The organism is Chimaeribacter arupi (genome assembly GCF_002858805.1).
In the GTDB taxonomy this organism is placed as follows: domain Bacteria; phylum Pseudomonadota; class Gammaproteobacteria; order Enterobacterales; family Enterobacteriaceae; genus Chimaeribacter; species Chimaeribacter arupi.
In genome coordinates this window covers 336,774-362,284 of the sequence record NZ_PJZI01000001.1, presented here as the reverse complement: position 1 = coordinate 362,284, position 25,511 = coordinate 336,774, and the positions used below count along the sequence as shown (strand labels likewise).

The window sequence follows — 25,511 nt, the reverse complement described above, 5'->3', positions numbered from 1 at the left end:
CTTATCTCTTCCTGACCCGGCGACGTGTTGGTCGTTGTTCCCGGTCAGTGGAGGCGCATTATAGGGAGTTCCTGACAACCTGCAACCCCTAAATTCAAAAAATTATTCAACCGGCGAATGTTTAGACAAAGTGAAGTTTAAAGCAGCAATTTCCCGCTTTTTCTTACTTTCCAGCGCTGGTTTTGCCCATAATCGGTAAAGTACAGGCTGCACCAACACCGCTATTCAGGACAACTATCATGCCGATCAATGCGCAGCAACAGGCTGCTCAGCGCAATCTTTCTTACCTCCTTGCAGAGAAAATCGCTCAGCAGCTGCTGTCCGGCCATTATAAAGAAGGCAGCATCCTGCCGGGTGAAATGGAACTGGCCGGTATTTATGGCGTCAGCCGCACGGCGGTAAGGGAAGCGGTCAAGACGCTGGCGGCCAAAGGCATGGTGTTACCGCGCCCGCGTATCGGTACGCGGGTGATGCAGCAGACTAACTGGAACTTCCTTGATCAGGATTTGCTGACATGGTGGATGAACCGGGAAAACAGCCAGGAGGTGATGCAGCACTTCCTTATTATGCGTACCGCCCTGGAACCCCAGGCCTGTTTTCTGGCAGCGACGCAGGCAACGCCGGAACAGAAGCACCAGCTCTCTTTATATATGGGGGAAATGCGCGCACTGGACGACGAGTTCGATCGTGAACGATGGATTGCGGTGGATGGCCAATTCCACCAGCTGATTTATGAAGCCAGCGCCAACCCGTTCCTGACGTCATTCGCCAATCTGTTCAGCTCGGTCTATCACCGCTACTTCCAGACCATAACCGGGAATGAGGTGATTAAACTTCACCACCATCATGCGATTGTCGCGGCGATTCTGGCCTCCGACAGCGCCGCAGCTCATGCAGCCTGTCTGGCACTGCTGACAGATGCAGACTGATCAACGGACACTGACAGAATCACGTACCCGCAACTCCGGCGTTAACACCAGCATCTGAGGCTCCGCCGTTGGATTATTCAACCGGTGTAACAGCGTATCAATCGCCAGCTCGCCCAAATCATCTTTGGGCTGATGCACCGTGGTTAATGGCGGCGTCATATATTGAGCCAGTTCAATATCGTCATACCCTATCACCGCCATGTCTGCCGGGATCGTCAGGCCATGCTGGTAAAGCGCCTGATACACGCCCACTGCCATCGCGTCATTACTGGTAAAGACCGCCTCCGGGGGGTGTGGCAGGGCCAGCAGTTGCGACATTGCAGTCATACCGCCCTGGAATTCGAAATCACTATAAATGATGTACTCTTCCGGTACCGGCAACCCCGCCTGTTGCATGGCGCGCTGGAAACCGGCCAGCCGCGCTCTGGCCGGGGTTTTATCCTGTGGCCCGGCGATGCAGGCGATACGCTGGTATCCCTGGCTGAGTAAATAGCGCGTCGCCAGTTCCCCTCCCAGCAACGAGTTATCCTGGATGATGTCATTGGCATCGCCAAAAGGTGCCCAATCCATCATGACAATCGGCAGGGAAGGGTAGCGACGCAGGGCATCCTGTGAAGGAATGTGTGTTTCTGTGCACATCAGCAGTAATCCGTCCACGCGCTTTTGCAGCAGCATTTCCAGATTACGGTTCATACGCTCTACGTCGCCTTCGGTATTACAGATAATCAGGCTATAGCCGCGTTCATAGCAGCTGCGCTCCACGCCGCGCACCAGTTCCGCATAAAACGGGTTGCTGCTGGCGGTCAGCAGCATACCGATGGTGTGGGTCTGGTTGATCTTCAGGCTGCGCGCCAGTGCAGAAGGGGCATAATTCAGTGTTTCAATCGCCACCAGCACTTTTTCACGAATGCTGTCGCTGACAAAGCGGTTGTTATTAATCACGTGAGAGACGGTTGAGGTAGAAACACCCGCCAGCCGGGCGACATCTTTCATTGTGGCCAAACATCACCCCTGTTGTTGTAAGAAGTCATCAATCTCATTTCGCCATGGCACAGAGGGCTGGGCTCCCGGCCGGGTCACGGCAATTGCCGCCGCGGCATGGGCAAAGCGTACCGCCTCAGCCATAGGTTGTTGCTCGAGCAGCGCCGTTATCAGCGCCCCATTAAAGGTATCACCGGCGGCAATGGTGTCCACGGCATTCACACGGAAACCGGGAATAAGCTGTCCGGCACCTTGTTCACTTAACCAGACGCCGCGGCTGCCCAGCGTAATCAGGACCGTTGCGACACCTTTATTATGCAGCCAGGCTGCTGCGCGGGCGGCTTCTTCATTTGTCGTGACGGCGATACCGGTAAGCGCCTCGGCTTCGGTCTCATTAGGCGTAATCATATCGACGCAGGCCAACAACGCATCCGGCAAGGTACAGGCCGGGGCAGGGTTGAGCACCACACGGGTCTGGTGCGCTTTTGCCAGTTTAGCCGCCGCCATCACCGTCTCAAGCGGGGATTCCAGCTGCATCAGCAGTGCTGAGGCGTCGGTTACCGCTTGTTGGTAGCGTGAGAGGTAGCCGGGCGTCAGGGCCGCATTGGCCCCGGCGTGAATGCCGATCACATTCTCGCCCTCGCCGTTGACCATAATCAGCGCCACGCCGGTGGTGGTATCAGGCACGGCTTCAACCGGCCCGATATCAATATTGTCCGTCGCCAGCTGCTGCCTGACACGTTCGCCGATATCATCCGCCCCGACACAGGCAATAAAGGTGATGTCCGCACCGCTGCGCCCGGCCGCCACCGCCTGGTTAGCGCCTTTGCCGCCGAAGGCAACCTGATACCGTGAACCGATCACCGTTTCGCCGGGGCGAGGGAAGTGTGCCGTATTCAAAATATGATCGGCATTGATACTGCCGAGAACCACTAACTTGCCGCTCTTCATCGCTGTCCTTCCTGAACCCGTCTCTGATAAAAGAACGCCGCCTCGGTTACGGCGGCGCATTGTCCCGGTTACCCTCAGGTTTATTTCGTCACCAGCGACAAATCAACCGGATTTATCGCCGCCACTTTTTCACCCTTCAGGACTTTATCTGCGGTCTGCACGCCGATGACCCCGATTTGATCAGGGCGCTGTGCCACGGTTGCCGCCAGCTTACCGCCCTGAACCGCCTTAACGCCGTCAGCCGTTCCGTCAAATCCGACGATCAGCACATCACTTTTGCCGGCCGTTTGCAGGGCGCGCAGGGCGCCAAGGGCCATTTCATCATTCTGTGCGAAGACCGCCTGCACATCGGGATGGGCTGTCAGCAGGTTCTGCATCACGTTCAGCCCTTTGGTGCGGTCGAAGTCTGCCGGCTGGCTACCCAGCAGGGCAAACTTATATTTTTCCTGCGCCTGCTTAAACCCCTCCCCACGCTCACGCGCAACTGATGTCCCGGCGATGCCTTGCAGCTCAATCACTTTTGCGCCGTTGCCCAGCTTTTTGGCAATAAACTCGCCTGCCATCGCGCCGCCGGCACGGTTGTCAGAGGCGATATGGCTGACGACGGTGCCGTGGGTCGCCACACGGTCGAGGGTGATGACCGGAATATTCGCCTGGTTCGCCATTTTCACCGCATTGCCGACCGCATCAGAGTCAGTCGGGTTGATCAGCATCAGTTTGGTGCCGCGCACTGTCAGGTCTTGTACGTTGGCCAGCTCTTTCGCCGGGTTGTTTTGTGAGTCCAGCACCACCAGGGTATAGCCCAGTTTATCCGCCTCTTTTTGCGCGCCCTCTTTCATGGAAACAAAGAACGGGTTATTGAGGGTCGAGACCACCAGCGCCAGCGTATCTTTTGCCAAGGCGTTCGTACTGAAGGTGGCGGTGAGGGCAACCGCAGAGACCAGCGTAGCCAATTTTTTCATCATCATGGTAAGCGTCCTTTAAAAAGGTAATCGGAAAATTATTTGCTGCTTTTGTTATCCACCAGCACCGCCAGCAGGATCACCACGGCTTTAACGATCATCTGGTAGTAAGAAGAGACGCCGAGCAGATTCAGCCCGTTGTTCAGGAACCCGAGGATCAGCGCGCCAATCAGCGTGCCGACGATCCGCCCTTTGCCGCCTGCCAGGCTGGTTCCGCCCAGAACCACGGCGGCGATCGCATCCAGTTCATAACCCGTCCCGGCTGTAGGCTGTGCGGAGGAGAGGCGCGCCACTTCAATCAGGCCGGCCAGGGCCGAAAGCAGGCCGCTCAGTCCATAAACGATGATTTTGACTTTATTCACGCTGATGCCGGAAAGGCGGGTGGCTGCCTCATTGCCCCCCAGCGCATAGATGTAACGCCCCAGACGGGTGTGGTGCAGCATGTACCAGGCGGCAAGGAAGACCACCGCCATCAGCCAGACCGGCGTCGGGATGCCGAGCGGGCGGCCGATGCCAAGCCAGCCAAAGGTGTCAGCCACCTCAGAGAAGCCGGTATTGACCGGGCTGCCGTTGGTGTAGACCATTGTCACGCCACGCAGCAGCAACATCATCACCAGGGTGGCGATAAACGCCTGCACCTTGCCTTTCGCCACTATTGCGCCGGTACCGGCCCCAATCAGCGCCCCCAGCCCCAGCGCGGCGGCCCCGGCCAGAAAGGCGTTGGTTTCCATGCCCACCAGCGAGGCTGCCACCGCACCGGTCAGCGCCAGCAAAGACCCGACAGACAAATCAATGCCGGAGGTGAGGATCACCAACGTCATGCCGACGGCCATAATGGCGTTGACCGAGGTCTGCTGCAGGATATTGAACAGGTTATTCAGGCTGAAGAAATTCGGGCTCATTGATGACACCACGGCAATCAGCACCGCCAGCGCAATCAGTGATTTCTGTTCCAGCCACCAGGCTTTGTTGAACCAGCGTTTGGCCGGCAATACGTGACTACTCATGGGATAATTCCTGTGTTGCGCCGTAAAGCTTGCCGACGGCGGCTGCCATCAGCACTTCCTGGGTCGCCTGTTCGCGGGTGAATTCGCCACTGATGCGCCCTTCATGCATAACCAGGATGCGGTCGCTCATACCCATCACTTCCGGCATATCGGAAGAGACAAGAATGATGCTGAGGCCATCCTGCTTAAACTGGTTGATAAGCTGATAGATCTCTTTTTTGGCACCGACATCGACGCCGCGGGTTGGCTCATCCAGAATCAGTACCTTTGGCCGGGTCATCAGGCCGCGGGCAATGGCCACTTTTTGCTGGTTGCCGCCGGAGAGCAGGCCAATCGGCTGTTCCATTGACGGGGTTTTGATGTTGAACAAGCGGATAAAGTCGCTGACCGCCTGCTGTTCATCGGCATGGCGCAGCCGCCCGACCTCTTTGCTGAAATAGCGCAGTGCCGTTAACGACATGTTCTCTTTAACGGACATTCCGAGCACCAGCCCATCGTGTTTGCGGTCTTCCGAGATATAGACGATGCCGTTGGCCAGCCCTTCCTGCGGGGAGCGGGCCGTGACGTCACGCCCGTCAATCTCCACCGAACCGCCAAGGCGGGGCAGGGCACCATAGAGCACTTTCATCAGTTCGGTACGGCCTGCGCCCATCAACCCGGAAATGCCGAGGATTTCGCCGCGGTGCAGGGTAAAGCTGACCTGCTCCACGCCCGGCCCACTGAGGTTACGCACTAACAGGCGGCGCTCCCCCTGGGGTAACGCCAGCCGGGGGTATTGGTCTTCCAGTTTGCGGCCGACCATCATCTCAATCAGCGAATCCTCATCCAGCGCGCTCACGGCGCGCTCCGCGATAAACTGCCCGTCACGGAATACCGTCACGTCATCACAGATGTCGAAAATCTCTTTCATCCGGTGGGAGATATACACAATGCCGCACCCCTGCGCGCGCAGTTCACGGATCACGCTGAACAGGGAGGCCGTTTCGGTGTCCGTCAGGGCATCGGTAGGTTCATCCATGATGATGACGCGGGAGTCAAAGCTCAGCACCTTGGCAATTTCCACCATCTGCTGATCGCCAATCGACAGGTCGCCTACCAGCCGGTCGCTGCGGTGGCGCACATTAAGCCGTGCCAGCAATTTGCCGGCTTCTGCGTGCATCTTCTTCCAATCGATACCGCCGAACCGGTTTACAAACTCGCGACCCAAAAAGATGTTTTCGGCAATGGTGAGCTGGGGGATCAGGTTCAGTTCCTGGTGAATGATGCCGATCCCGGCTTCCTGCGAGGCTTTTGGCCCGGCAAACACCGTCTCTTTCCCCAGGAATTTCAGGCTGCCCGCTTCTTTCTGGTAGATGCCGGTCAGCACTTTCATCATGGTGGATTTACCGGCCCCATTCTCCCCAACCAGCGCCATTACGCGGCCGGGGTAAACAGACAGCGCCGCGCCGGACAGGGCTTTGACGCCGGGGAAGGATTTTTCAATACCTTTGAGTTCCAGCAACGCTTGCATAGGGGGCCTCAGAACGTCACACCGGCACAGAGGATGATATTGGCGTACGGCGAGCATTCACCGGTACGCACAATCGCCCGGCTCTGCGCGCTTTGTGTTTTGAATGCAGCATGAGGAAGGTAGGTCACCTCAATCGTATTGCCCTGCCGCGCCTCCAGTTGTGCCAGATGCCCGCACAGTTGCTGGTGGATCGCCGGGTTATGCGTTTTCAGCTCCTCTGCCAGCAGCACCCGTTCTACCTGCATCTCCTGCGTGACCACGTCCAGCACCGGCATAAACCCCGGTATGCCGTGGGTCAGCGCCAGATCGATCCGCTGCGTGGTAGCGGGCACCGGTAACCCGGCATCAGCAATCACCAGTTGATCGGTATGCCCGAGTTTGGCAATCACATAAGAGAGTTCAGCATTGAGTAACGCGGCTTTTTTCATGGCTAGGCTCCGTCAGCGAAACGTTTCGCTGACAGCAGTGTAAAAAAACCGCGCGATAAGGCAAAAGGAAAGAGAGAGAAATGTGATCGTTATCGAAACGTTTCGCTGGCGGAAGGAGAAGCGCATGAAAAAGGGCTTCCGGAGAAGCCCTTTATTGTCAGATTTCGACCTGGGTGCCGAGTTCGATCACCCGGTTAGGCGGAATTTCAAACTGGTCCGGCGCCCGCAGGGCGTTGCGGCTGAGCGTGACAAACAGCTTGCCGCGTAACCGGAGATACCAGGGGCGTTTGCCCACAATCAGTGATTCATGGGACATAAAGAAGGAGGTTTCCATCATCCGGCACGGCAGCCCTTCGAGGCCGCAGCGGTGGAAAATCTCTTCTACATTAGGCGTCTCTTTAAAGCCGTAACTGGCTACCACACGCCAGAAGGTAGGCGAGAGCTGATCAATCGCCACGCGGCGGACGTTATGCACAAAAGGCGCATCTTCCGTACGCAGGGTCAGCAATACCACACGCTCATGCAACACCTTGTTGTGCTTAAGGTTGTGCAACATGGCAAACGGAATCACATTGGTGGCGCGTGACATATAAACCGCCGTGCCCGGCACGCGCACCGGCGGGGATTTCTCCAGCGAGGCGATCATCGCGTCCAGTGAATTGCCGTGTTCATGCATCCGGCGCAGCAGGCGGAACCGCTCGCTTTTCCAGGTCGTCATGATGACGAACATCACCAGCCCCAGCATCAGCGGCAGCCAGCCGCCGGAGAAGAGTTTAGTGGCGTTGGCGGCAAACATCGGCACATCAATAATCAGCAAGACCGCCAGCAATGCGCCCACCAGCACCACATTCCAGTTCCAGTTTTTCAGCGCCACGGTACAGGAGAGGATACTGGTCAGCACCATGGTGCCGGTGACGGCAATACCGTACGCCGCAGCCAGATTACTGGAGTGCTCAAAGCTGATAATCACGATCACCACGGCCGCGTAGAGCGTCCAGTTAATCACCGGGATATAGATCTGCCCTGATTCCATTTCTGAGGTGTGGATAATGCGCATCGGCGGCAGATACCCCAGGCGCACCGCCTGGCGCGTCAGGGAGAAGACGCCGGAGATCACCGCCTGGGAGGCGATAACGGTAGCCAGTGTCGCCAGCAGCATCAACGGAATCAGCGCCCAGTCAGGTGCCAGCAGGAAGAACGGGTTCTTGATCGCCTCCGGGTTTTTCAGCAGCAGAGCCCCCTGGCCGAAGTAATTCAGCACCAGTGACGGCAATACCACACTGAACCATGCCAGGCGGATTGGGAATTTCCCGAAGTGGCCCATATCAGCATACAGCGCCTCTACCCCGGTAATCGACAGCACTACCGCGCCCAGCGCGAAGAATGAGGCTGCTTTGTGAGACACAAAGAAATCAAGGGCCCAGGCGGGGTTCAGGGCCTGCAACACTTGCGGGTTATCCATAATGCTGCGCACGCCCAATACGGCCAGCGCCAGGAACCAGACCAGCATCACCGGGGCGAAGAGTTTACTGACGCTGCCGGTACCGTGTTTCTGGATCATAAACAGCAGGGTCAGCACGGCAATCGAGCAGGGGACAATATACGGGTCAAGCGACGGCGCGGCGATCTCCAGCCCCTCAATCGCGGACAACACCGACACGGCCGGTGTAATCACCACCTCGCCATAAAAGAAGCTGCCGCCAATCAACCCGAGGATAACCAGCACCGCGGTGGTACGCGCAGAAGTGTTGCGTCCCGCCAGTGACATCAGCGTCAAAATCCCGCCTTCCCCAGCGTTATCTGCCCGCATCACATAGGAGAGATATTTCAGGGAGACAATCAGGATCAGCATCCAGAAAATCAGGGAGAGAAACCCGAACACCACATCAGGCTGAACGTCGAAACCATAATGGCCGGAAAAACACTCTCTCAAGGTATAAAGAGGGCTGGTACCAATATCACCGTAGACAACCCCGATAGCGGCCAGGGTCATGGCTGACAATGACTGTTTATGCTCTGTGCTCATAACTCGTTTCTTTTGCTGGAACGTCCATAAGCGAAGCGTACGCTGGTGTCGTTACGCCCACCCAAAACCGCACAGTATGCATGATTTACCATGATTGCCTATCCTTATATGCCCTTTCAGGCCCGGCCCCTGCCTCTCAGCCGGGATTTATTGATGATAGAAAATTGCTGTGAATCAACAAGCTATCGCAGCAAAAAATAAGTGTGGATTATTCTTATACCGCAAACCAGAATGCGTTAACTGAAAGAAAACGAAGAGTAATCATGGTGAACGCAACAGGGTTGGCTGACCGCATCGCGCGGCTTGGCAATGCGCTTGAGAGTGGCCTTTACGAACGTCAGGATGCCATCCGGCTCTGCCTGCTGGCGGCGCTGTGTGGCGAGAGTGTTTTTCTGCTCGGGCCGCCGGGCATTGCGAAAAGCCTGATCGCCCGCCGGCTGAAATACGCGTTCCGCCATGCCAGGGCGTTTGAATACCTGATGACCCGCTTCTCCACGCCAGAGGAGGTCTTCGGGCCGCTCTCCATTCAGGCGCTGAAAGATGAGGGGCGTTACCAGCGCCTGACACGCGGCTACCTGCCGGAAGCGGAAATCGTTTTTCTGGATGAGATCTGGAAAGCCGGTCCGGCGATCCTGAACACCTTGTTAACCGCCATCAACGAGCGCCGTTTCCGTAACGGCGATGATGAGGCCGCCATCCCGCTGCGGCTGCTGGTCACCGCCTCCAATGAACTGCCGGAAGCGGACAGCAGCCTCGAAGCCTTATATGACCGGATGCTGATCCGCCTGTGGCTGGATAAAGTGCAGGAGAAGCAGAATTTCCGTGCCCTGCTGACCCACCGTGCCGGTGAGCATGAGAACCCGGTGCCGGAGAACCTCAGCATCACGGATGAAGAGTTCCATCAATGGCAGCGCGACATCAATGCCGTTACCCTGCCGGACGCCTGCTTCGAGCTGATATTCCAGTTGCGTGAGCAACTGGATGCCCAGGAAAATGCCCCTTACGTCTCTGACCGTCGCTGGAAAAAGGCGTTACGCCTGTTACAGGCCAGCGCCTTTTTCAGCGGCCGCACCGCCATCTCGCCGGTGGACCTGATTCTGCTCAAAGACTGCCTCTGGCACGATCTCAATACTTACACCCTGTTCCAGCAGCAGCTTGAACAGCTGCTCACAACCCAGGCGTATCAACAGCAGAGCCTGATCCTGCAAACCCACCAGCTTCACCAGCAATGGTTGCGTGAACAGCAGAAGCTCAGCGACAGCCAGGCGATCAAGGTCAGCAAAAAGGCCTCTATGTTCAGCCGTGTGCCCCATTACGAACTGACGCTGGAAAACAGTGACACATCACTGACGCTGCTGCTGCATACGCCGCTGCACCTGCATGAGATCCAGGTGACCCACCTGCTGATGGAGCGGAGTGAGCTGGATACCTGGCTGCAAAAAGGCGGCCAGGCACGCGCGAAGCTCAACGGCATCGGATTTGCCCAGCAGGTGGAGCTGGAGGTGGATGAAAAACTCCAGCTGTCAGTGCTGGACGTCAGCCGCCAGCGATCGGTGCTCTCCCTGCCGGGCGAGCAGCAGCAGACCACAGTGCCGCCCGAAATCATGGCGCAGCTCGATACGCTGGCTGAAAAGCTGGCCCAGCAGCGCCGGCTGTTCTCTTCGCACCAGCCCTGCCTGTTTGTGCCGGCGGCCTGGCTGGCAAAAATTGAAGCCAGCCTGATGCAGGTCGCGGAGCAGATAAAACAGCAGCAGCAGACCTTCCGCGGTAAATAGATCATGATGAGCCTGCATACGCTGGATATGTTGCTGGCGATCAATCAGGGCGACCTGATTGAGGAGATCATCATCAGCTTACTGGCGACGCCGCAGCTGGTGGTGTTCTTTGAGAAATTCCCCCGGCTGAAGCGCGCCCTGCTGAAGGATCTCCCCGTCTGGAAACAGACGTTATCGCGGCGCATCAATGAATCGACGGTGCCGCCCGCCCTGGCGAAGGAGTTCTACTTTTACCAGCGCAGCATGACCGAAAGCCCCGCCACCTTTTACCAGCACCTGCCTGACATCGTGCGCAGCCTCAACGCCATGGATTCCCCTTTCGCGCCGGAAGCACAGACGCTGGTGGCGAGTGCCGATCTCAGCCACCCACCCGGTGACAGCCTGCAGACCCTGTTTATCCAGCGCTGGCGCCTGAGCCTGACGTTACAGGCAGTCACCCTGCATCATCAGTTACTGGAGCAGGAGCGCGAGCAACTGCTGGCCGATCTCCAGCAGCGGCTGGCGATGAGCGGCGCGCTGGCCCCGCTGCTGGCGGAAAATGACAGCGCGGCCGGGCGTCTCTGGGATATGAGCCGGGGTGAACTCTATGCCGGCAATTACCGGCAGCTGCTGGATTACGGGGCTTTTCTGCAACAGCAACCGGAACTGAACCGGCTGGCGGAACAGCTGGGGCGCAGCCAGGCAGCGAAAAGCATCCCGCAGGATAATGCCGCGATGGAACCTTACCGCACGCTGGTACGTGAACCGGCCACCGTGCCTGAGCAGGTCAGCGGTATCCATCAAAGTGATGACATCTTAAGGCTGCTGCCCACGGAACTGGCGATGCTGGGGCTGAGCGAACTGGAGTTTGAGTTTTACCGGCGGTTGCTGGAAAAGCAGCTGATGACCTACCGGTTGCAAGGCGACGCGTGGCAAGAGCGCGTCATGATGCGCCCGGTCACCCACCATCAGCAGGAAGAACAGCCGCGCGGGCCTTTTATTGTCTGCGTGGATACATCCGGCTCGATGGGCGGTTTCAATGAACAGTGTGCGAAAGCCTTCTGCCTGGCCCTGTTACGTATTGCGCTGGCAGACAAACGCCGTTGTTTCATTATGCTGTTCGCCACGGAGATCGTGCAGTATGAGTTAACTGCCGCCAGCGGGATCGAACAGGCGATCCGTTTCCTCAGCCAGCATTTCCGCGGCGGCACCGATCTGGCGGCCTGTCTGTCGGCGACGCTGAAAAAAATGGAGGATCGCGCCTGGTTTGATGCCGACGCGGTGGTCATTTCCGATTTTATAGCCCAGCGCCTGCCTGATCCGGTGGTAGAACAGATCCAGCAACACCGGCAGCGCCATCAGCAACGCTTCCATGCGGTGGCAATGTCAGCCTATGGCAAACCGGGGATCATGCGCATCTTCGATTATATCTGGCGTTTTGATACCGGGCTGAAAAGCCGCCTGCTGCGCCGCCTGCGCCGTTAACCCCCCGCCCGGCCGCCTTCCCCAGGCGATAATTCTGGTTCCGCCCCTGGAGATCCTCTATCGTCTGGGCATTAACCTATCCTGACGCTGAGGTGGAAAAAGTGACTGAAGTTTATCAGATCGATGATCTCGATCGCGGCATCCTGAACGCCCTGATGGAGAACGCGCGTACCGCCTATGCAGAACTGGCCAAAGTGTTTAACGTCAGCCCCGGTACGATCCATGTGCGGGTAGAGAAAATGAAGCAGGCCGGCATTATTACCGGCGCCTGTGTGCAGGTGAACCCTAAACAGCTGGGCTACGATGTCTGCTGTTTTATCGGCATCATCCTGAAAAGTGCCAAAGATTACCCGTCTGCCCTGAAAAAACTCGACAGTCTCGAGGAGGTGGTCGAGGCCTATTACACCACCGGGCACTACAGCATCTTTATTAAAGTAATGTGCCGGTCGATCGATGCCCTGCAACAGGTACTTATCAACAAGATCCAGACCATCGACGAGATCCAGTCCACAGAGACATTAATCTCGTTACAGAACCCTATCATGCGGGCGATCTCGCCCTGATCGTAAAAAAGCCATACCCATATTGTCCACAGGTAGATCCCAGCTGATTCACAGCGTACAATACGCGCTCTTTATATCAGGTGGGATCATTATGGCTGACATTACCCTCATCAGCGGCAGTACGCTCGGCAGCGCCGAATATGTGGCTGAACATGTCGCTGAGAAACTGGAAGAGGCTGGTTTTTCAACGGAAACCCTGCACGGCGCAGAGCTTGATGAGCTGACACCAGACGGGATCTGGCTGCTTGTCACCTCGACACACGGTGCCGGGGAACTGCCTGATAACCTGCAACCCTTGCTGGACGCGATCAACGCGCAGCAGCCGGATCTCTCCCAGGTGCGTTTTGGGGCCATCGGGCTTGGCAGCAGCGAGTACGACACCTTCTGCGGCGCGATCAAAACGATCGAGTCCGTATTGATCGCGCAGGGTGCCAAAAAGATCGGTGATCGCCTTGAGATCGACGTCACCCAACATGAGATCCCGGAAGACCCGGCTGAAGAATGGGTCAAAAACTGGATTAATTTACTCAAATAAGGTCAAAGATCGCGCGATCAGTTGTGGATAACTACGGTTTAAAGCTGGGTAAAACCGGTAGTTATCCCTATAACAACCTTGCTCCCCGCAGAGGCCTGTGTATAAAGTACCGATCTGATCCCAGCTTATACGTGGCAGGATCACCGATCATTCACAGCTAATGATCTGTAGTAATTCGTTGGATCAAATAAAGAATTCAGGGTTATACACAGAGGATCGCGATCCTAATAAGAGATCTAATAAAGAGATCTTTAAATAAAAAGATCTTCTTTTAATTACCTGCGATCCTAAGCTGCTTGGTTGCACGGCTAAACTTCAGTAGAATCCCCCACCCCAAGGGCAAACCACGATCATTCGCATAACCGCGAGGTGCAGTACCATGTTTTATCCAGACCATTTTGACGTCATCATTATCGGCGGCGGCCATGCCGGTACCGAGGCTGCCATGGCGGCTGCCCGGATGGGACGTCAAACCCTATTATTAACGCATAACATTGATACGCTTGGACAAATGTCCTGTAACCCGGCGATCGGTGGCATCGGAAAAGGACATCTGGTTAAAGAAGTGGACGCCCTCGGCGGGTTAATGGCCACGGCTATCGACCATGCGGGTATTCAGTTTAGGATACTAAACGCCAGCAAAGGGCCGGCCGTGCGTGCCACCCGTGCCCAGGCTGACCGGGTACTTTACCGCCAGGCCGTCCGTACTGCGCTGGAGAACCAGCCGAACCTGATGATCTTCCAGCAGGCGGTTGACGATCTGATCGTGGAAAACGATCGGGTGGTGGGTGCCGTGACCCAGATGGGCCTCAAATTCCGCGCCAAAGCGGTGGTGCTGACCGTGGGCACCTTCCTTGATGGGAAGATCCACATTGGCCTTGAAAACTTCAGTGGGGGCCGCGCAGGCGATCCTCCGGCGATCTCGCTGTCACGCCGTCTGCGTGAACTGCCGCTGCGTGTGAACCGCCTGAAAACCGGGACACCCCCGAGGATCGATGCGCGTACCATCGACTTCAGCGTGCTGGATGAACAGCATGGTGATAACCCCGCGCCGGTGTTCTCGTTCATGGGCAATGCCTCACAGCACCCGCGGCAGATCCCGTGCTACATCACGCACACCAATGAGCAGACCCATGAGGTGATCCGCCAGAACCTGGATCGCAGCCCGATGTATGCCGGGATCATCGAAGGGATCGGCCCGCGTTACTGCCCGTCGATCGAAGACAAAGTCATGCGCTTTGCCGATCGTAATGCGCATCAGATCTTCCTTGAACCGGAAGGGCTGACCAGCAACGAAATTTATCCGAACGGCATCTCCACCAGCCTGCCGTTTGATGTTCAGATGCAGATTGTCCGTTCCATGCGCGGCCTGGAAAACGCGCGCATTGTGCGCCCCGGTTATGCGATCGAGTACGATTTCTTCGATCCGCGCGATCTGAAACCGACCCTGGAAAGCAAATTCATCCAGGGCCTGTTCTTTGCCGGCCAGATCAACGGCACCACCGGTTACGAAGAAGCCGCGGCCCAGGGGCTGCTGGCAGGCCTGAACGCCGGCCGTTACGCCAATGAGGACGAGGGCTGGGCACCACGCCGCGATCAGGCTTACCTCGGCGTCCTGGTTGACGACCTCAGCACCCTCGGCACCAAAGAGCCGTACCGTATGTTCACCTCACGGGCGGAGTACCGCCTGATGCTGCGTGAAGACAACGCCGATCTGCGCCTGACCGAAAAAGGGCGTGAGCTTGGCCTGGTGGATGATGCGCGCTGGGCCCGTTACAGTGAGAAAGTTGAACAGATCGAGCAGGAGCGCCAGCGTCTGCGCAGCCTGTGGGTCCACCCGCACTCCGAACAGGTGGAACAGGTCAATGCCCTGCTGAAAGCACCGCTTTCCCGGGAAGCCAGTGGTGAAGAACTGCTGCGCCGCCCGGAAATGACGTATCAGCAGATGATCGGGATGCCGATGTTTGCACCGGGCCTGAGCGATCCGCAATCTGCAGAGCAGGTGGAGATCCAGGTCAAGTACGAAGGCTATATCGCCCGCCAGCAGGATGAGATCAACAAGCAGCAGCGTAATGAAAATACCCTGTTGCCGGCGGATCTGGACTACCATCAGGTATCCGGCCTGTCGAACGAAGTGATTGCCAAGCTCAACGATCACAAACCGAACTCGATCGGCCAGGCATCACGTATTTCAGGCATTACACCGGCGGCAATCTCTATTCTGCTGATCTGGCTGAAAAAGCAAGGCCTGCTGCGCCGCAGCGCCTGAGCCTGATCAACGGGGCCGTCTGTCTGTGCTCAGGCGGCCCCGGTCTTGTTTTACATTCCCTGAATCATGTTTAACCGCAGCAGTGATGCTGCGCCAAAGGAATTCCCTGTGCTGCAAAAACTCGACGCGTTGCTTAACCAGGCCGGCATTGTGTTGCCCGATCAGCAAAAGCACCAGTTGCTGGCTTACGTGGGTATGCTGGATAAATGGAACAAAGCCTATAACCTGACCTCAGTGCGCGACCCTTACCAGATGCTGGTACGCCATATTCTCGACAGCATCGTGGTTAACCCTCATCTGCAGGGCAGCCGCTTTATTGACGTGGGTACCGGGCCGGGCCTGCCCGGCATTCCGCTGGCCATTGTCCGCCCTGATGCGCATTTCACGCTGTTGGACAGCCTGGGCAAACGCGTGCGCTTTTTACGCCAGGTACAGCATGAGTTAGGACTTACTAACATTACGCCGGTGCAGAGCCGGGTTGAGGAATTCCCTGCTGAGCCGCCGTTTGACGGTGTCATCAGCCGTGCCTTTGCCTCATTGCAGGATATGGTTTCCTGGTGCCACCATCTGCCGGAGCCGACCCAGGGGCGGTTCTATGCCCTGAAAGGGGTGCGTCCTGATGAAGAACTTGCCACGTTGCCGGAGAGGGTAGGGGTGGAGCAGGTGGTAAAACTGTCAGTGCCTGAACTTGAGGGTGAGCGGCACCTGGTTATCTTAAAAGCCCGATGATTTTAAAAGCGCGCTGTTTTTGCGCTTTATCAAAAAAGGATAAATCATCTGGCCGTTGCGGGCGTTAACATAAGCCTGCTAATTATATTGGTACGATGTGCGCAACGGTTACCAATATTTCACAGAGTTGCAGCATGGTTATTTGAATGGCTGCGTAAAATCCTGAAAATGCGTTGCGTGGTAATGAGATTCATTCTCAAGTGAATCTATTAAATGTAATTTTTTTGTTGCTTATTTTTGGGATGAAATGTCAAAAAAAGGTTTGAATTAAGTTTTCATCTTCTTTTGCGCAGCAAACAATTTAGCAGATTGATTTTTATAAGGTTTAAAAATCAATCTGCTGTCAGAGCAACGCGCAGCATGGATTTGTCCGGGTCTGCAAAACTATTTTGTGTGATCTTGTGCACACTTATATGAATGGTAGTGGAATAATCAGACAGTTATTATCTTGTCATTTTGGGGATAGTTTCCTTAGGAAAATAGCCCTACAGAATTAAATTTAAATAATTGTTCACCTTTTCGCTACTTATCGATTGAATTCGCTTGAGTGAACCGTATAATTTGCTCGGTTTTTGCTGCTTGACTCGGTCGTACAAAGGCAGTTTTATACGACACTCAGCATACCTCCACTGAGTTACGGAGAGAACAAACGTCATGTCTGCATCCCTTTACAGCGGGAAGGTTGCCGGAAAACTGCTGTCAGTGCAGTTATTGACCTTTGTTCTGCTCAGTGCCGTCTTTGGGCTAAAAGGCCTGGAATGGAGTGTTTCTGCTTTAGCCGGCGGGTTTGCCGCCTGGTTACCGAATGCACTGTTTATGCTGTTTGCGTGGCGTCACCAGGCAAATACGCCGCTCTCTGGCCGAGTCGCCTGGTCGTTCGCCATCGGAGAAGCGTTGAAGGTTGTCATCACCATTGCGTTGGTGATAATCGCCCTGGGCGTGCTCAAGGCGGTGTTTATCCCGCTCGGCATAACCTATCTATCGGTGTTGCTCACGCAGATACTGGCACCAGCCGTGATTAACAGTTACCGCGCATAGCGGTTTTTGTATCTAACTACAAAAGGGTAAGAGGCATCATGTCTGCATCTGGAGAAATCTCTACTCCTCAAGAGTATATCGGTCACCACCTGACTCAGCTGCAGGTGGGGACGGGATTCTGGTCGATAAACATCGATTCGATGTTTTTCTCCGTGGTCCTCGGTCTGCTCTTTCTGGTTATTTTCCGTAAAGTAGCAAAAAACGCCACCAGTGGCGTTCCTGGCAAACTGCAAACAGCCGTTGAGCTGGTTGTCGGGTTTGTCGACAGCAGTGTGCGTGATATGTATCACGGCAAGAGCAAGGTGATTGCACCGCTCGCGCTCACCGTTTTCGTCTGGGTTTTCCTGATGAACATGATGGACCTGCTGCCTATCGACCTGCTGCCTTATCTCGGTGAACATGTCCTCGGGCTTCCTGCCCTGCGTGTGGTGCCTACCGCCGATGTGAACATCACATTGTCGATGGCATTGGGCGTATTCATTCTGATTCTGTTCTACAGCATCAAAATGAAAGGGGTTGGCGGCTTCGTTAAAGAATTGACGATGCAGCCGTTCAACCATCCGGTATTCATTCCAATCAACCTGATCTTGGAAGGTGTCAGCCTGCTGTCCAAACCTGTTTCTCTGGGTCTGCGACTGTTCGGCAACATGTATGCGGGTGAGTTGATCTTCATCCTGATTGCCGGTTTGCTGCCGTGGTGGTCACAGTGGGTTCTGAGTGTGCCGTGGGCCATTTTCCACATCCTGATCATTACGCTGCAAGCCTTTATTTTCATGGTTCTGACGATTGTTTATCTGTCGATGGCATCTGAAGAACACTGATTTTCTTTCAACACTACTGCGTTTAACTGAAACAAACTGGAGACTGTCATGGAAAACCTGAGTATGGATCTGCTGTACATGGCTGCCGCTGTGATGATGGGCCTGGCGGCAATCGGTGCTGCGATCGGTATCGGCATCCTGGGTGGTAAATTCTTGGAAGGCGCTGCACGTCAGCCTGACCTGATTCCTCTGCTGCGTACACAATTCTTCATCGTTATGGGCCTGGTTGACGCCATCCCGATGATCGCTGTTGGTCTGGGTCTGTACGTGATGTTTGCGGTCGCCTAGTAGAGATTTTTCTCTACCGTAGACCACATCAAACTATTAACTTTGAAAGAGGCATTGTGCTGTGAATCTTAACGCAACAATCCTCGGCCAGGCCATCGCGTTCGTCCTGTTTGTCTGGTTCTGCATGAAGTATGTATGGCCGCCAATTATGGCAGCCATCGAGAAGCGTCAGAAAGAAATTGCTGACGGTCTCGCTTCAGCAGAACGTGCCAAAAAAGATCTGGACCTCGCGCAAGCCGATGCGACCGACCAGCTGAAAAAAGCCAAGGCCGAAGCCCAGGTAATCATTGAGCAAGCTAACAAGCGTGGCTCTCAGATTGTCGAGGACGCAAAAGCCGAAGCAGAGCAGGAACGTAACAAAATCGTGGCGCAAGCACAGGCTGAGATCGAAGCCGAACGTAAACGCGCTCGTGAAGAGTTGCGTAAGCAAGTCGCTGTACTGGCAATTGCTGGCGCCGAGAAGATCATTGAACGTTCCGTGGATGAAGCTGCTAACAGCGACATCGTTGATAAACTGGTCGCTGAACTGTAAGGAGGGAGGGGCTGATGTCTGAATTTGTCACGGTAGCTCGCCCCTACGCCAAAGCAGCATTTGACTTTGCCGTTGAGCACCAATGCATCGACCGCTGGCAGCAAATGCTGGCGTTTACCGCTGAAGTGACGCGCAACGAACAGATTAAAGCCTTGCTTTCCGGTGCTGTGGCACCGGAAACCATGTCTGCAACGTTCATTGCCGTATGTGGTGATCAACTCGACCAAGCCGGCCAGAACCTGATTAAGGTGATGGCTGAGAACAACCGTTTATCCGTCCTTCCTGAAGTGTTAGAGCAGTTCATTGCACTGCGCGCCTCCCTCGAGGCCACGGTCGAAGTCGAAGTGATTTCCGCCACCACACTGAATGATGCCCAGCTGGTAAAAATTACCGCTGCGATGGAAAAACGTCTGTCACGCAAAGTTAAGCTGAATTGCAAAATTGATAAGTCTGTCATGGCCGGCGTCGTAATCCGCGCGGGCGATATGGTGATTGACGGCAGCGTACGCGGTCGTTTGGATCGCCTGGCAGACGTCTTGCAGTCTTAAGGGGACTGGAGCATGCAACTGAATTCCACCGAAATCAGCGAACTGATCAAGCAGCGCATTGCTCAGTTCAATGTAGTGAGCGAAGCTCACAATGAAGGTACTATCGTTTCCGTCAGTGACGGGATCATTCGCGTACACGGCCTGGCCGATGTAATGCAGGGTGAGATGATCGCCCTGCCCGGCAACCGTTACGCTATCGCACTTAACCTGGAACGCGACTCTGTCGGTGCTGTAGTGATGGGTCCGTATGCGGACCTGGCTGAAGGCATGAAGGTGAAATGCACCGGCCGTATCCTGGAAGTGCCGGTCGGCCGTGGCCTGCTGGGCCGCGTGGTGAACACCCTGGGTGCACCTATCGATGGCAAAGGGCCGGTCGACAACGACGGCTTCTCCCCGGTTGAAGCTATCGCACCGGGCGTTATCGCCCGTCAATCCGTTGATCAGCCGGTTCAGACCGGTTACAAATCTGTGGATGCGATGATTCCAATCGGCCGTGGCCAGCGTGAGCTGATCATCGGCGACCGTCAGACCGGTAAAACCGCGCTGGCGATCGATGCGATCATCAACCAACGCGACTCCGGCATCAAATGTATCTACGTGGCTATCGGCCAGAAAGCGTCCACCGTGTCTAACGTGGTACGTAAACTGGAAGAGCACGGCGCACTGGCCAACACCATCGTGGTTGTGGCAACGGCGTCTGAATCCGCTGCACTGCAATACCTGGCACCGTATGCCGGTTGCGCCATGGGCGAATACTTCCGTGACCGCGGTGAAGATGCGCTGATCGTATACGATGACCTGTCCAAACAGGCTGTTGCTTACCGTCAGATCTCCCTGCTGCTGCGTCGTCCGCCGGGCCGTGAAGCCTATCCGGGCGACGTGTTCTACCTCCACTCCCGTTTGCTGGAGCGTGCTGCGCGTGTTAACGCCGAGTACGTTGAAGCATTCACCAAGGGTGAAGTGAAAGGTAAAACCGGCTCCCTGACTGCGCTGCCGCTGATTGAAACGCAGGCGGGTGACGTTTCCGCGTTCGTTCCGACCAACGTAATCTCGATTACCGACGGTCAGATCTTCCTGGAATCCAACCTGTTCAACTCCGGTATCCGTCCTGCGGTTAACCCAGGGATCTCCGTATCCCGTGTGGGTGGTGCAGCACAGACCAAGATCATGAAAAAACTGTCCGGTGGTATCCGTACCGCACTGGCACAGTACCGTGAACTGGCAGCGTTCTCTCAGTTCGCTTCCGATCTGGATGACGCGACGCGTAAACAGCTGAGCCACGGTCAGAAAGTGACCGAGCTGCTGAAACAGAAACAATACGCGCCGATGTCCGTTGCTCAACAGGCCCTGGTGCTGTTTGCTGCGGAGCGTGGTTATCTGGAAGACGTCGAAGTGTCCAAAGTGGTGAGCTTCGAAGCTGCCCTGATGGCCTTCGCCGATCGCGAACACGGTGATCTGCTGAACCAAATCAACCAAACTGGCGGTTACAACGATGAGATTGAAGGCAAGCTGAAAGGCCTGCTGGATACCTTCAAAGCAACCCAGTCCTGGTAACGCTGAACGGTCCTGCTGTTTGAAAGAACAGCAGGCCGTCTGGCAATGAGGAGAAGCAGAGATGGCCGGCGCAAAAGAGATACGTGGTAAGATCGCAAGCGTGCAAAACACGCAGAAGATCACAAAAGCGATGGAGATGGTCGCCGCCTCCAAAATGCGTAAATCGCAGGAGCGCATGGCAGCCAGCCGTCCTTATGCAGAAACCATGCGCAATGTGATTGGTCACCTTGCGTTAGGTAATCTGGAATACAAACACCCCTACCTGGACGACCGCGATGTGAAGCGCGTTGGGTATCTGGTGGTGTCTACTGACCGTGGTCTGTGTGGCGGTTTGAACATTAACCTGTTCAAGAAACTGCTGGCAGACATGAAAGGCTGGTCCGATAAAGGCGTTCAGGCCGATCTGGCTGTGATTGGTTCGAAAGCAGCTTCTTTCTTTGGCGCCGTAGGCGGCAACGTGGTTGCCCAGGTCACCGGCATGGGAGATAAACCTTCCCTGTCTGATCTGATTGGCCCGGTGAAAGTAATGCTGCAAGCCTACGACGAAGGTCGTCTGGACAAGCTTTACATCGTCAGTAACAAGTTTATCAATACGATGTCCCAGGTTCCGCAGGTTCTTCAACTGCTGCCGCTTCCGCCTGCGGAAGATGGCGTTCTGGAGAAGAAATCCTGGGATTACCTGTATGAACCCGATCCGAAGTCGCTGCTGGATACCCTGCTGCGTCGCTATGTGGAATCACAGGTTTATCAGGGCGTCGTGGAAAACCTGGCCAGCGAGCAGGCCGCACGAATGGTCGCGATGAAAGCCGCAACCGATAACGGCGGTAGCCTGATCAAAGAGCTTCAGTTGGTATACAACAAAGCCCGTCAGGCCAGCATCACTCAAGAACTTACCGAGATCGTCTCGGGGGCCGCTGCGGTTTAAGCTAGGTTTACGAATTACGTAGAGGATTCAAGATGGCTACTGGAAAGATTATCCAGGTAATCGGCGCCGTAGTGGACGTCGAGTTCCCTCAGGATGCCGTACCAAACGTGTACGAAGCACTTGAGGTTGACAACGGCGCGTCCAAACTGGTGCTGGAAGTTCAGCAACAGCTGGGTGGCGGTGTTGTCCGTTGTATCGCAATGGGCACCTCCGACGGCCTGCGTCGTGGGTTGAATGTTATCAACCTGCAACACCCGATCGAAGTGCCGGTGGGTAAAGCAACTCTGGGCCGTATCATGAACGTATTGGGTGAACCAATCGACATGAAAGGCGACATTGGTGAAGAAGAGCGTTGGGCGATCCACCGCGCGGCACCAAGCTACGAAGAGCTGTCCAGCTCCCAGGAACTGCTGGAAACCGGCATCAAGGTTATCGACCTGATGTGTCCGTTCGCTAAGGGCGGTAAAGTCGGTCTGTTCGGTGGTGCGGGTGTAGGTAAAACCGTAAACATGATGGAGCTGATCCGTAACATCGCGATCGAGCACTCCGGTTACTCCGTGTTTGCAGGCGTGGGCGAGCGTACCCGTGAAGGTAACGACTTCTACCACGAAATGACCGACTCCAACGTTATCGACAAAGTATCCCTGGTGTATGGCCAGATGAACGAGCCGCCGGGTAACCGTCTGCGCGTTGCACTGACCGGCCTGACCATGGCTGAGAAATTCCGTGACGAAGGTCGTGACGTTCTGCTGTTCGTTGACAACATCTACCGTTACACCCTGGCCGGTACTGAAGTATCCGCACTGCTCGGCCGTATGCCGTCCGCAGTAGGTTACCAGCCGACCCTGGCGGAAGAGATGGGCGTTCTGCAGGAACGTATCACCTCAACCAAGACCGGTTCTATCACCTCCGTACAGGCCGTTTACGTCCCTGCGGATGACTTGACTGACCCGTCTCCGGCGACCACCTTCGCCCACCTGGATGCTACCGTGGTACTGAGCCGTCAAATCGCTTCTCTGGGTATCTACCCGGCGGTTGACCCGCTCGACTCCACCAGCCGTCAGCTGGACCCGCTGGTTGTTGGTCAGGAACACTATGATGTGGCACGTGGCGTGCAGTCTCTGCTGCAACGTTACCAGGAGCTGAAAGACATCATCGCGATTCTGGGTATGGACGAGCTGTCTGAAGAAGACAAGCTGGTGGTTGCCCGTTCCCGTAAGATTCAGCGCTTCCTGTCCCAGCCGTTCTTCGTGGCAGAAGTATTCACCGGTGCACCGGGCAAATACGTCTCCCTGAAAGACACCATCAGCGGCTTCAAAGGCATTATGGACGGTGATTACGACCACCTGCCGGAGCAGGCGTTCTACATGGTTGGCTCCATTGATGAAGCAGTGGAAAAAGCCAAGAAACTGTAACGCTTTGAGAGGAGGGTGACATGGCTGCAATGACTTACCATCTGGATGTCGTCAGTGCTGAAAAACAGATGTTTTCCGGTCTGGTGCAGAAAATCCAGGTGACGGGTAGCGAAGGTGAGCTGGGTATTTTCCCTGGCCATGCGCCGCTGCTCACTGCCATTAAGCCTGGCATGGTGCGTATTGTTAAACAGCACGGTGAAGAAGAGTATATCTACCTCTCCGGCGGCATCCTTGAGGTGCAGCCGAGTGCGGTAACCGTTCTGGCTGACACCGCCATTCGTGGGCAGGATCTTGACGAAGCTCGCGCGCTGGAAGCTAAGCGCAAGGCGGAAGAACATATCCATAGCTCTCACGGTGACGTCGACTATGCTCAGGCGTCGGCTGAACTGGCCAAAGCGATCGCGAAACTGCGCGTCATCGAGTTGACCAGAAAAGCGATGTAATCGCGTGTTCTCCGCGAGAGCGGAGAAACCGTTATTGCGTCAATAAGAAAGCGGCCTGCGGGTCGCTTTTTTTTTACCTTTAAAAAAGCCGGGCGTTCTTTTCTTCCCTGGCGAAAAATTCCCCAGATCCCCTAAAAAACCCCCTGCTTTTCCGGCGCGTGACGCCAAAATTCGCTATGGTGAGCAGTAAGCCGGTAAGCCTTGTCTGGTGCGGCTTACGCAGCATTTTCACTGAAAAATATGTAGTATTTGGTTCAGCGAACAGGTTTACTTTTCACTTCTTAATAAGGCTATCAGATTGCTTATGTCGAACAGCTCATTGAGCGTTGTGATCCTTGCTGCCGGCAAGGGAACGCGCATGTATTCCGATCTTCCGAAAGTCCTGCACCCTCTGGCCGGCAAGCCTATGGTTCAACATGTTATCGATGCCGCGACACAGCTGGGCGCCGCGCAGGTGCATCTGGTTTATGGTCATGGCGGTGACTTGCTGAAAGAGCGCCTGTCGCATACCCCGTTGAACTGGGTATTACAGGCAGAGCAGCTCGGCACCGGCCACGCCATGCAGCAGGCTGCCCCGCACTTTGCCGATGACGAAGATATCCTGATGCTGTACGGCGATGTGCCGCTGATCTCAGTGACCACGCTGCAACACCTGCTCCAGGCCAAACCGGCGGGCGGCATCGGCCTGCTTACGGTAAACCTTGATGATCCGACCGGCTATGGCCGCATCGTGCGTGAACATGGCCAGGTGGCCGGGATTGTTGAGCAGAAAGATGCCACACCGGAACAGCAGGCAATCACGGAAGTGAATACCGGCATTCTGGTGGCCAACGGGGGCGATCTCAAACGCTGGCTGGGCCGCCTGTCGAACAACAACGCCCAGGGCGAATACTACATCACTGACATCATCGCGATGGCGCACGCAGAAGGCCATACCATCGCCGCCGTTCACCCTGAGCGGTTAAGTGAAGTGGAAGGCGTAAACAACCGCCTGCAACTTTCCCGCCTGGAGCGTATTTATCAGGCCGAGCAGGCAGAAAAGCTGTTGCTGGCCGGGGTGATGCTGCTCGACCCGGCGCGTTTTGACCTGCGCGGCACGCTGGAGCACGGCCGTGATGTGGTGATCGACGCGAATGTGATTATTGAAGGCCGGGTCAAACTTGGTAACCGGGTGAAGATTGCAGCCGGTTGCGTGCTGAAGAACTGCGAAATCGGCGATGACAGTGACATCAGCCCCTACACGGTGATTGAAGATGCGACGTTGGCCACCGGCTGCACGGTGGGGCCTTTTGCCCGGTTGCGCCCAGGCAGCGAGCTGGCAGACAGCGTGCATGTCGGCAACTTTGTGGAAGTGAAAAAAGCCCGCCTGGGCAAAGGCACCAAAGCCGGCCACCTCTCCTATTTAGGCGACGCGGAGATTGGCAGCAACGTTAATATCGGCGCGGGCACCATCACCTGCAACTATGACGGCGCAAACAAGCATAAAACGGTGATTGGGAATGACGTGTTTGTCGGCTCTGACACCCAGCTGGTGGCGCCGGTCAGCGTCGGTAACCAGGTCACTATCGCTGCCGGTACCACCGTCACGCGTGATGTGCCGGACAACGGCCTGCTCATCAGCCGGGTGCCGCAACAGCACAAACCGGACTGGCAGCGCCCGGTGAAAAAACGTTGATGAAAAAGCGCGGATAAAAAGCGCGCAGCCGCCTGAGTTGGGGGCGTGGCCCCCGACTCTGTTTTGCCCTGTGTTCTGCCGGAGCGCAGGCCAAAACATAATAACCCCGCTCTCTACAAGGCTCGGGGACCCCGGAAACACCG

Annotated in this window: 24 protein-coding genes; 17 read left to right on the top strand and 7 right to left on the bottom strand. The window is 55.8% G+C overall.

The window, feature by feature from the left end:
- The first annotated feature begins 239 nt into the window (after positions 1-239).
- Positions 240-929, top strand: coding sequence for a FadR/GntR family transcriptional regulator (locus CYR52_RS01565; RefSeq protein WP_101827827.1), 690 nt, complete (start codon positions 240-242; stop codon positions 927-929).
- On the opposite strand, the gene rbsR is transcribed toward CYR52_RS01565, so the two are convergent.
- The 7 genes from rbsR to kup form a co-directional block, all read right to left on the bottom strand.
- Positions 930-1,931 carry a ribose operon transcriptional repressor RbsR gene (gene rbsR / locus CYR52_RS01560; protein ID WP_101827826.1) on the bottom strand — a complete coding sequence of 334 codons (1,002 nt, stop codon included), beginning with the start codon at positions 1,929-1,931 and terminating at the stop codon, positions 930-932. It abuts the gene before it with no gap.
- Positions 1,932-1,934: 3 nt separating this feature from the next.
- Complete coding sequence (gene rbsK, locus CYR52_RS01555; RefSeq protein WP_072927873.1) at positions 1,935-2,861, bottom strand: ribokinase; 927 nt, start codon at positions 2,859-2,861, stop codon at positions 1,935-1,937.
- Positions 2,862-2,941: 80 nt separating this feature from the next.
- Positions 2,942-3,829, bottom strand: a complete 888-nt coding sequence (rbsB, locus tag CYR52_RS01550) for a ribose ABC transporter substrate-binding protein RbsB (RefSeq protein ID WP_072927871.1) — start codon at positions 3,827-3,829, stop codon at positions 2,942-2,944.
- 32 nt (positions 3,830-3,861) lie between these two features.
- Positions 3,862-4,830, bottom strand: coding sequence for a ribose ABC transporter permease (gene rbsC / locus CYR52_RS01545; protein ID WP_072927869.1), 969 nt, complete (start codon positions 4,828-4,830; stop codon positions 3,862-3,864).
- On the bottom strand, positions 4,823-6,340 hold the full coding sequence (rbsA, locus tag CYR52_RS01540; protein ID WP_101827825.1) for a ribose ABC transporter ATP-binding protein RbsA: 1,518 nt from the start codon (positions 6,338-6,340) through the stop codon (positions 4,823-4,825). Before rbsA ends, rbsC begins: the two co-directional genes overlap by 8 nt.
- 8 nt (positions 6,341-6,348) lie before the next feature.
- Positions 6,349-6,768 (bottom strand): D-ribose pyranase, encoded by a 420-nt coding sequence (gene rbsD, locus CYR52_RS01535; protein WP_072927866.1) that lies wholly within the window; start codon positions 6,766-6,768, stop codon positions 6,349-6,351.
- A gap of 157 nt (positions 6,769-6,925) precedes the next feature.
- Positions 6,926-8,794 (bottom strand): low affinity potassium transporter Kup, encoded by a 1,869-nt coding sequence (kup, locus tag CYR52_RS01530; protein WP_072927865.1) that lies wholly within the window; start codon positions 8,792-8,794, stop codon positions 6,926-6,928.
- Positions 8,795-9,057: 263 nt separating this feature from the next.
- Here kup and ravA point away from each other — a divergent pair, with 263 nt between their 5' ends.
- The 16 genes from ravA (at position 9,058) to glmU (ending at position 25,368) form a co-directional block, all read left to right on the top strand.
- Positions 9,058-10,569 carry an ATPase RavA gene (gene ravA / locus CYR52_RS01525; RefSeq protein WP_072927864.1) on the top strand — a complete coding sequence of 504 codons (1,512 nt, stop codon included), beginning with the start codon at positions 9,058-9,060 and terminating at the stop codon, positions 10,567-10,569.
- A 3-nt stretch (positions 10,570-10,572) separates the two neighbouring features.
- Entirely contained in the window at positions 10,573-12,033 is a 1,461-nt protein-coding gene (gene viaA, locus CYR52_RS01520) for an ATPase RavA stimulator ViaA (RefSeq protein ID WP_101827824.1), read from the top strand.
- Positions 12,034-12,134: 101 nt separating this feature from the next.
- The gene (asnC, locus tag CYR52_RS01515; protein ID WP_072927924.1) at positions 12,135-12,596 is read left to right on the top strand and encodes a transcriptional regulator AsnC; all 462 of its coding nucleotides are present in this window, start codon (positions 12,135-12,137) and stop codon (positions 12,594-12,596) included.
- A gap of 91 nt (positions 12,597-12,687) precedes the next feature.
- Positions 12,688-13,131: an FMN-binding protein MioC gene (mioC, locus tag CYR52_RS01510; protein ID WP_072927860.1), complete on the top strand. Its 444-nt coding sequence runs from the start codon at positions 12,688-12,690 to the stop codon at positions 13,129-13,131.
- 379 nt (positions 13,132-13,510) lie between these two features.
- Positions 13,511-15,400: a tRNA uridine-5-carboxymethylaminomethyl(34) synthesis enzyme MnmG gene (gene mnmG / locus CYR52_RS01505; RefSeq protein WP_072927859.1), complete on the top strand. Its 1,890-nt coding sequence runs from the start codon at positions 13,511-13,513 to the stop codon at positions 15,398-15,400.
- Positions 15,401-15,508: 108 nt separating this feature from the next.
- A complete protein-coding gene (rsmG, locus tag CYR52_RS01500) occupies positions 15,509-16,129 on the top strand; it encodes a 16S rRNA (guanine(527)-N(7))-methyltransferase RsmG (protein ID WP_072927922.1) in 621 nt (206 codons plus the stop codon).
- 654 nt (positions 16,130-16,783) lie between these two features.
- The gene (gene atpI, locus CYR52_RS01495; RefSeq protein WP_072927857.1) at positions 16,784-17,167 is read left to right on the top strand and encodes a F0F1 ATP synthase subunit I; all 384 of its coding nucleotides are present in this window, start codon (positions 16,784-16,786) and stop codon (positions 17,165-17,167) included.
- 38 nt (positions 17,168-17,205) lie between these two features.
- A complete protein-coding gene (atpB, locus tag CYR52_RS01490) occupies positions 17,206-17,988 on the top strand; it encodes a F0F1 ATP synthase subunit A (RefSeq protein ID WP_072927856.1) in 783 nt (260 codons plus the stop codon).
- Positions 17,989-18,036: 48 nt separating this feature from the next.
- Positions 18,037-18,276: a F0F1 ATP synthase subunit C gene (atpE, locus tag CYR52_RS01485; RefSeq protein WP_004093904.1), complete on the top strand. Its 240-nt coding sequence runs from the start codon at positions 18,037-18,039 to the stop codon at positions 18,274-18,276.
- A gap of 61 nt (positions 18,277-18,337) precedes the next feature.
- A complete protein-coding gene (gene atpF / locus CYR52_RS01480) occupies positions 18,338-18,808 on the top strand; it encodes a F0F1 ATP synthase subunit B (protein WP_072927854.1) in 471 nt (156 codons plus the stop codon).
- Positions 18,809-18,822: 14 nt separating this feature from the next.
- Entirely contained in the window at positions 18,823-19,356 is a 534-nt protein-coding gene (gene atpH / locus CYR52_RS01475) for a F0F1 ATP synthase subunit delta (protein WP_072927853.1), read from the top strand.
- A 12-nt stretch (positions 19,357-19,368) separates the two neighbouring features.
- Positions 19,369-20,910 (top strand): F0F1 ATP synthase subunit alpha, encoded by a 1,542-nt coding sequence (gene atpA, locus CYR52_RS01470; RefSeq protein ID WP_072927851.1) that lies wholly within the window; start codon positions 19,369-19,371, stop codon positions 20,908-20,910.
- Between the two features lie 61 nt (positions 20,911-20,971).
- Positions 20,972-21,835, top strand: a complete 864-nt coding sequence (atpG, locus tag CYR52_RS01465) for a F0F1 ATP synthase subunit gamma (RefSeq protein WP_072927850.1) — start codon at positions 20,972-20,974, stop codon at positions 21,833-21,835.
- A gap of 32 nt (positions 21,836-21,867) precedes the next feature.
- Positions 21,868-23,250, top strand: coding sequence for a F0F1 ATP synthase subunit beta (gene atpD / locus CYR52_RS01460; RefSeq protein ID WP_072927848.1), 1,383 nt, complete (start codon positions 21,868-21,870; stop codon positions 23,248-23,250).
- A 29-nt stretch (positions 23,251-23,279) separates the two neighbouring features.
- Positions 23,280-23,693 carry a F0F1 ATP synthase subunit epsilon gene (locus CYR52_RS01455; RefSeq protein ID WP_165698480.1) on the top strand — a complete coding sequence of 138 codons (414 nt, stop codon included), beginning with the start codon at positions 23,280-23,282 and terminating at the stop codon, positions 23,691-23,693.
- A 304-nt stretch (positions 23,694-23,997) separates the two neighbouring features.
- The gene (gene glmU, locus CYR52_RS01450) at positions 23,998-25,368 is read left to right on the top strand and encodes a bifunctional UDP-N-acetylglucosamine diphosphorylase/glucosamine-1-phosphate N-acetyltransferase GlmU (RefSeq protein WP_072927845.1); all 1,371 of its coding nucleotides are present in this window, start codon (positions 23,998-24,000) and stop codon (positions 25,366-25,368) included.
- The last annotated feature ends 143 nt before the right edge of the window (positions 25,369-25,511 follow it).

Bases quoted from the DNA above. Each gene is read 5' to 3' on its own strand.
- CYR52_RS01565 (WP_101827827.1), top strand. From the start codon at position 240: ATGCCGATCAATGCGCAGCAACAGGCTGCTCAGCGCAATCTTTCTTAC.
- rbsK (WP_072927873.1), bottom strand. From the start codon at position 2,861: ATGAAGAGCGGCAAGTTAGTGGTTCTCGGCAGTATCAATGCCGATCAT.
- rbsB (WP_072927871.1), bottom strand. From the start codon at position 3,829: ATGATGATGAAAAAATTGGCTACGCTGGTCTCTGCGGTTGCCCTCACC.
- rbsC (WP_072927869.1), bottom strand. From the start codon at position 4,830: ATGAGTAGTCACGTATTGCCGGCCAAACGCTGGTTCAACAAAGCCTGG.
- rbsA (WP_101827825.1), bottom strand. From the start codon at position 6,340: ATGCAAGCGTTGCTGGAACTCAAAGGTATTGAAAAATCCTTCCCCGGC.
- rbsD (WP_072927866.1), bottom strand. From the start codon at position 6,768: ATGAAAAAAGCCGCGTTACTCAATGCTGAACTCTCTTATGTGATTGCC.
- kup (WP_072927865.1), bottom strand. From the start codon at position 8,794: ATGAGCACAGAGCATAAACAGTCATTGTCAGCCATGACCCTGGCCGCT.
- ravA (WP_072927864.1), top strand. From the start codon at position 9,058: ATGGTGAACGCAACAGGGTTGGCTGACCGCATCGCGCGGCTTGGCAAT.
- viaA (WP_101827824.1), top strand. From the start codon at position 10,573: ATGATGAGCCTGCATACGCTGGATATGTTGCTGGCGATCAATCAGGGC.
- mioC (WP_072927860.1), top strand. From the start codon at position 12,688: ATGGCTGACATTACCCTCATCAGCGGCAGTACGCTCGGCAGCGCCGAA.
- mnmG (WP_072927859.1), top strand. From the start codon at position 13,511: ATGTTTTATCCAGACCATTTTGACGTCATCATTATCGGCGGCGGCCAT.
- atpI (WP_072927857.1), top strand. From the start codon at position 16,784: ATGTCTGCATCCCTTTACAGCGGGAAGGTTGCCGGAAAACTGCTGTCA.
- atpB (WP_072927856.1), top strand. From the start codon at position 17,206: ATGTCTGCATCTGGAGAAATCTCTACTCCTCAAGAGTATATCGGTCAC.
- atpE (WP_004093904.1), top strand. From the start codon at position 18,037: ATGGAAAACCTGAGTATGGATCTGCTGTACATGGCTGCCGCTGTGATG.
- atpH (WP_072927853.1), top strand. From the start codon at position 18,823: ATGTCTGAATTTGTCACGGTAGCTCGCCCCTACGCCAAAGCAGCATTT.
- atpA (WP_072927851.1), top strand. From the start codon at position 19,369: ATGCAACTGAATTCCACCGAAATCAGCGAACTGATCAAGCAGCGCATT.
- atpG (WP_072927850.1), top strand. From the start codon at position 20,972: ATGGCCGGCGCAAAAGAGATACGTGGTAAGATCGCAAGCGTGCAAAAC.
- atpD (WP_072927848.1), top strand. From the start codon at position 21,868: ATGGCTACTGGAAAGATTATCCAGGTAATCGGCGCCGTAGTGGACGTC.
- CYR52_RS01455 (WP_165698480.1), top strand. From the start codon at position 23,280: ATGACTTACCATCTGGATGTCGTCAGTGCTGAAAAACAGATGTTTTCC.
- glmU (WP_072927845.1), top strand. From the start codon at position 23,998: ATGTCGAACAGCTCATTGAGCGTTGTGATCCTTGCTGCCGGCAAGGGA.